This is a genomic window from Mesorhizobium sp. M4B.F.Ca.ET.089.01.1.1 (genome assembly GCF_004022605.1).
In the GTDB taxonomy this organism is placed as follows: Bacteria; Pseudomonadota; Alphaproteobacteria; order Rhizobiales; family Rhizobiaceae; genus Mesorhizobium; species Mesorhizobium abyssinicae.
The window spans coordinates 1-6,195 of the sequence record NZ_RZOS01000354.1 but is presented as its reverse complement, the minus strand read 5'-3'; the positions used below and the strand labels follow the sequence as shown (position 1 = coordinate 6,195).

Genomic DNA, 6,195 nt, shown 5'->3' with positions numbered 1-6,195 from the left:
ATGCCGAGCGAGGCGGTGATCGCCGGCATCAGGAAAGACATCGAGGCCTATGAGGCGAAGCGGGCTTCAACCTACGGGCAGGTCCGCTGGCGGGTGCCGCTGTTCGTCGGCCTGGGGCTGGTGTTCGTGGCGCTTGTCGCCTGGCTGTTCAACGCGGCCGCCGACCCCAACGAGCAATGGTTCTCGACCCCGCACGTCTTCCTCTATGTCGGCGGCTTCGGGGCGGCGGTGCTGCTTTATTTCCAGGCGGTGAGACCGGCGACCAGGCTGCAGCAATCGTTCCGCGATACGGTTCTGCCGATGATCTTCGGCTTCGTCCGCGATGTGCGCTACCAGCATGGCGTGCGGCCGAATTCCTTCGACCGGCTGCCGCGCGAGACGATCGGGGCGTTCAACCGGCAGAGCTTCGACGACATCATATCTGGCCGCTACGAGGATTTCCCTTTCGAGCTTTACGAGGCGAAGCTGACGGAGGGCTCCGGCAAGAGCCAGCAGACGGTCTTCAAGGGCGTCATCGTCGCCTTCGAGACCATCGAGCCGTTCCCAGGCATGCTGGTTGCGGCGCGCAAGGCCGGCAAGGTGGTCGGCTTCTTCCGCGGCATGTTCTCCAGCAAGCTGCAGGAACTGGCCTGCGGCGTGCCGGAACTCGACGCCAGCTACGAGTTCCGCACCGACAATGTCGACGCGGCGAGGCCGCTGGTCACCGGACGCCTGGCCAGCGCGCTGACCTGGCTCGGCGAGACATGGCCATATGACCAGGCCCGCATCGCGCTCAACGGCAGCGACGGCTTCCTGCTCATGCCGCGCAGCAAGAATTTCTTCGAGCTGCCGGACATCTCCGTGCCGATCGACTACCAGACCCATATCGCGCCGATGATCGCCGATCTCGGCGCCATGCTGGCGACGGCGGCGCTGGTGCGCAAGATCGGCGCCGCGGACGACGCGGCCGGCTAAAGCGCGTCGTGCTGGAAACGGATCCAGGCGACGCGGTTTAGATCTTTGTTTTATGCATGTCGTTTTCGCAAAACCGCTGCACACTTTTGCGCGACATGCATTGGCTCTCAGCAGTCGAAGCCGTAATTGCTGCGCAAATCATCCGCATCCTGCTCGGACATCTTCTTCAGCATCACGCAGACGGTGTAGCTGCCGACCTGATGGCCGTCCCTGATGTAACCCCAGTCGGAAATGTCGTCGCGGGAGAATTCGATATACTGGCCGTAGACGACATTTTGGACGATCTCGGGCTCGTTGGCCAAAATGCCGGCAAAGCCGGTGGCGGTGCGCTTGAAGGGGATGACCCAGAAATGCTCCGTCGCATCGCCATCGACGATCATCACCTTCAGTTTGAATTTGTCGGTTCCTGGCGGCGGGGCCTCGGACAAGGCCAGGAAGTCATCCAGGCTGGCTCGAGCCTGTTCTATCGCCGCCGTCATCTCCGGATCGTCCGACCGCACCATGACGGTCTTGTCGTCGCCTTGCGCCTGAACATGCGCGGGCGCAAACGCCAGCATCAGGGACAGCACCGTGCGGGCTAAGACCTTCATGCAACGACCCCTCCACCCCGGAAGGCCGGCATCATCGTGCATCAAGTGCCGGCTTTCAACCGAAGCGCAGCTTCATGCCGAGGATGGCGATCACGAACAGGAAGGTGACGCCATTGGCGAGGATGACCGGCCAGGAGCCGATCAGCAGGCCGTAAAGCGTCCACAGGAAGACGCCGGTGGCGATGGAGCCGGTGGCGAACAGCGAGATGTCGCCGGCGCGGCGTTCGCGCGCGACCTTGGCGACCTGCGGAATCCAGCCAAGCGTGGTGATGAGGGCGGCAAACGCGCCGATGATTTCGATTGCGGGATGCAAGGGCGGGAACTTTCGAGCAAGCACCTGATGTGCGGTGCGTCCTATGGCAGATCGACCGAGTCCTGGGAAGCGGGCAGCGCCGCTGGACCAATCAAACAAAGCGGGTCGCCCCGCTTTGTTGCTTAAAGTCCGCTCGGCACGATCCCGGCCAGCCAGCCCGCCGACCGCTTGGCCATGCCGACCGTCGCGGACGCGGCGCGGCTGAGATCGGTCTTGACCACGGCGTAGCCGGCCTTGGTGCGGTAGAGCACCGCGCTGCCGCCATTGACCGCCGCTTCATAGGCGACCGGCTTCGCGGCTTCGGTTTCCGCTACCGTGGCCGGCGAGCCGACGGGGACGCTGGGGCGGTGGCTGAGCTCGGGCGGCAGCGGATCGACCGTGGCCTGCCTGGGCGTCAGGTCAGGCTTCGAGGCTATCGTGGCGAGTTCGGAGGAAGACGCCGAGCCCTTGGCGCGGCAGATGCCTGAGACCAGCGGATAGTTGAAGTTGCGCTCGTGCAGCATCTGGCTTTTCATCGCCGCTTCGCAATCGGCGATCGTCGCCCACTTGGCCGGCGTTTCGCCGATATACTCGCAAAGCTTGGCGTCGCAGTCGCAGCCGACGATGGTCATGGCGACAAGGGCGGTCTTGATCACGGTCTTGTCCTTCGGATTCGTTCCCAAATGACCAGTCGCCGGGGAACAAGGCGGGATTTGGCCACGATTGTGATTTGTGCGTGACGGAATGTTTCCGAGGCTCCCGCTGTGACTGAAAATCCTCAACCGTCGTAGACGTGCTCGAGCCTGGCACCGGCTTTGATCAGCGCCGGCAACGCCACATGCAGCTTGCGCACGGCGACGGTCAGGCCGGTGCGGCGCGTGTCCGGGTCGGCCGGGAGCGGATAGCTGAACAGGGCACGCGTCCCTTCAGGCATGGCGATCTCGGCTGGCGAAAGCACGGTGAGCATGATCTCGTCATTGCCGCCGATCTCGACGAAGGACACGCCCTTGTCGATCAGGCGCGGGATCATCTCGCTCAGTTGACCATCCCCGGTGACGAAGACCGTGCCATCGGAGCCGAAATCACGCTCGAGCAAAGTGTCCGGCTCGGTGCGCGTCGCCTCGCCGACCGGCCCCTTGGCCCAGACATGGATGCCGGCCGGATCGGAGGCCGGGGCTAATGTAGCGCTGACGAACCCGGCATAGACCTGCTTGACGGTGTCGGCGAGGCCGAAGGCGAGCTTGCGCTCGCCGCTGCGCACGGCGCCATCGCCCGGAGCCGGCTGGACGCCGAACAGTCCGGCGCGCTTTTCGGCATAGGGGAACTGGTACCACGGCGCCCGGTCGAGGAAGCCGGCGTATTCATTCGCCATCCTGGCCTGGTAGCCGTCGGTCGCTGTGCGCCTGCCGGCGATCGCCTCGGTGATGCGGCCAACGGTGTTTTCATAGGCCCATTGCAGTGCCAGTTCGACGGTCTGGCCGATGCCGATGACGACCTGCGTGCGGTGATCGGCGACGTTGAATTCGCTCCCCGAACTGGCTCGGATCATCGTCGCGTAGCCCTGCCAGAAGCGGCCGACATAGGACCAGTAGGGAAAGCCGCTCGGCTGGTCCTTGGCGACGAAGCCGGCATAGTCGCGGGCCGCGTAGACGACCGTCCAGTACGGATAGGCGAGATAGGTCGCTTGCCGCGGCTGCTGGTAGCCGGGGATTTCGGCGCTGACCTTTTTCGCGAGCGGGTTTGGCGGGGCGCCGTCGGCGACACCCTCCAAGGGCGTGAGCGACGAGGTGGTCAGGAAACCGTAGCCCAGCCCGGCCACCGGGATGAGCACGATGATCACCGCCAGCCAAAGGATCGTCTTGACGATGCGTCGCAGCCAACGGAGCAGGATCATGGCCGTTCAGGCCATGGCGAAGGGGTCGTGGCCGCGCCTTGCCCGCGCGAACCTCGGCCGTCCTGTGGCATGGGCGATGGCAGGCCTCCAGAACAGCGTCATGAAGCATCCCCTTCAATCGACATGGAACGTTAGCCGATTCCGGCGCCCGTTGCGAAAGGGAAAGCCCAAAAACAGTCGGCGCTGGGATTTCTCCCAGCGCCTCCCTGTCAGATCAGGACACGGTCGCGGCAGCAACTCCCGAAAGATGTCGCGCCAAGCCGGCCTTGATTTTGACGGTCCTGCCAGTCGCCACCCGAGGGCAGCGCCCGTTCCAGACCCCGCCGGTCTCCACCCTTGCGGGCTTCGCCCAGCGTGCCATCGAAGGTTTTCACCGGCCTTCATGGCAGCATCGGTCCGCCGTTGGCGTTCGCACGCTTTCCGCGGCCCCGCCGACATCCGTCCCTCCAACAGGCAAGCCTGCTCTCGTTCTGGACCGTACGGGCCTCAGGAAATCCGCCTTTCCGCTTTGCCTTTCGGCTGGGCGATCGGTAGCCGCCTGAGATGGGTTCAACGTACGCCGGGTAAGGGTTTTGGGGAACTGCCCCCAGCCTGTGGATAGCGGGATTATCGGGGACCAAGCCAAGGCGGCGCAGGATTTTTTCGGGAAGCCGACGAAAGAGGCGCGAAACGCGGCCGCGTTGCGCCTGATCCGGCATTGCCGGACATTCGGCGCTTGCCCCGCGAGGCGGCGCGGGCTTCAATGCCGGCAAAGGATTCCAGGCGCAAGCGCTCCTGTGATTCCTTCAGGGGAGGTTGCTTGAAGGTCGGGGTTGTTCTCAATCCGATTGCCGGCGGCGGCTGGCTGAAACGGCACTGGCCGGAGGTCAGCGCTTCGCTGAAGAAGCATTTCGGCGATTTCGAGCTGCGCGAGACACAGGCCGAAGGCGACGCCGAAAGGCTGGCGCTCGACCTCGCTGCCAGCGGCTTCGATCTGGTCATTGCGGCGGGAGGCGACGGCACGGCGAGCGAAACGGCGGACGGACTGCTGCAGGCGTTCGATGAAACCGGCCGGATATGCGAGCTCGGCCTCTTGCCTTGCGGCACCGGCATCGACTTTGCTCGCGGGCTCGGCCTGCCGCGCGACATCGATGCCACGCTGAAGCACATCGCCGAAGCCAAGCCGCGCAAGGTCGATGCAGGGCGCATCTGCTACATCGACGATCATGGCGCGCTGGCCAGCCGCCACTTCATCAACATCGCCAGCCTGGGCCTCTCGGGGGCGACGGACCGCGCGGTCAACGCCGACAAGCGCAAGGGCAAGGTCTCGGCCAAGGCGCTGTTCTTCTGGCGCACGGTTCTGGAGTTCATGCGCTACCGCTTCCAGGACGTCAGGATCACCGTCGACGACGGCGCGCCGGTCGAGGCGCGCATGGCGCTGGTGGCGGTCGCCAACGGAAAGTTCTTCGGCGGCGGCATGATGATCGCGCCCGACGCGGAACTCGGCGACGGCGCCTTCGACATCGTCATCCTGCGCGCGGCGAGCAAGCTGAGGCTGATCCTCGACATCCGGCTGCTCTATGGCGGACGGCACCGCAACCATCCGGCGATCACCATCCTGCGCGGCAAGAAAGTGGTTGTCGAACCGCTCGGCGATGTGGAAAAGAACGGCGCGCTGGTCGACATAGACGGCGAGTCGCCGGGCCGGATTCCGGCGACGTTCGAGATCCTGCCCAACGCGCTGACGCTCAGATACTGAATCAAGACGTTGAGGAATTGATTCAGGCGGTTGCCGGTCTGATTCCGGCGAGCCACCCAATTCGCTGAAATCGCTCGTAAAGTTTAGCCGCCTCAGATTTCCAGCCTGGCCGGGAATCCGGGCGCGCGCAGGTCGGTACCGACCGCATCCTCGAGCAGCTTGACGATCTGCGTCGACCAGGCGCTGCCGCCATAGGCCTCCTTGCCTTGCTCGAAGATCGCGTTGACGCGGGCGGCGAGATCGAGCGGCACGCCGAAATCCTTGCCCATGCGCAGCGCGAAGCCGAGGTCCTTCAGCGCCAGGTCCATGGTGAAGCCGATATCGTAGGATCCGTTAAGCACCAGCTGGCTTTCGGTCTCGTGGACAAAACTGTTGCCCGAGGAGGCGACGATGGCGTGGTAGGTTTGGGCGAGGTCGAGTCCGCCCTGTTTGGCCAGCATCAGCGCCTCGCCGGCGGCGACGAGATGGATGAAGGCCAGCATGTTGGTGATGACCTTGATCACCGCCGCCGAGCCGATCGGACCCATCAGGAAGGATTTTGCGCACATCGCCTCGATGGCCGGCCGGTGCCGCTCGTAAAGCGCGCCGTCGCCGCCGACCAGCGCGGTGATCTTTCCCGCCGCCGCCAGATGCACGCCGCCGGTGACCGGGCATTCCAGCGTCTCGATTCCCTTCGCCGACGCCAGGGCCGCGAGCCGCACGATCTCGTCGCGGCCCTGGCGTCGGC

Annotated in this window: 7 protein-coding genes; 2 read left to right on the top strand and 5 right to left on the bottom strand. The window is 64.8% G+C overall.

Annotated elements, in window-relative coordinates; all coding sequences use genetic code 11:
• On the top strand, positions 1-954 hold a 954-nt coding region (locus EN780_RS25420; protein WP_128275658.1), incomplete at its 5' end, for a DUF3137 domain-containing protein.
• Positions 955-1,061: 107 nt separating this feature from the next.
• Here EN780_RS25420 and EN780_RS25415 read toward each other — a convergent pair.
• From EN780_RS25415 to EN780_RS25400, 4 genes are all read right to left on the bottom strand, one after another.
• Positions 1,062-1,544 carry a DUF2314 domain-containing protein gene (locus EN780_RS25415; protein WP_128275657.1) on the bottom strand — a complete coding sequence of 161 codons (483 nt, stop codon included), beginning with the start codon at positions 1,542-1,544 and terminating at the stop codon, positions 1,062-1,064.
• Between the two features lie 55 nt (positions 1,545-1,599).
• Positions 1,600-1,857: a SemiSWEET transporter gene (locus EN780_RS25410; RefSeq protein ID WP_126058713.1), complete on the bottom strand. Its 258-nt coding sequence runs from the start codon at positions 1,855-1,857 to the stop codon at positions 1,600-1,602.
• A gap of 122 nt (positions 1,858-1,979) precedes the next feature.
• Positions 1,980-2,492 carry a hypothetical protein gene (locus tag EN780_RS25405; RefSeq protein WP_128275656.1) on the bottom strand — a complete coding sequence of 171 codons (513 nt, stop codon included), beginning with the start codon at positions 2,490-2,492 and terminating at the stop codon, positions 1,980-1,982.
• 122 nt (positions 2,493-2,614) lie between these two features.
• Entirely contained in the window at positions 2,615-3,730 is a 1,116-nt protein-coding gene (locus EN780_RS25400; RefSeq protein WP_128275655.1) for a hypothetical protein, read from the bottom strand.
• A 799-nt stretch (positions 3,731-4,529) separates the two neighbouring features.
• Here EN780_RS25400 and EN780_RS25395 point away from each other — a divergent pair.
• Complete coding sequence (locus tag EN780_RS25395; RefSeq protein ID WP_128275654.1) at positions 4,530-5,468, top strand: diacylglycerol kinase family protein; 939 nt, start codon at positions 4,530-4,532, stop codon at positions 5,466-5,468.
• A gap of 92 nt (positions 5,469-5,560) precedes the next feature.
• Here EN780_RS25395 and EN780_RS25390 read toward each other — a convergent pair.
• On the bottom strand, positions 5,561-6,195 hold a 635-nt coding region (locus EN780_RS25390), incomplete at its 5' end, for an NAD(P)-dependent oxidoreductase (RefSeq protein ID WP_133372712.1).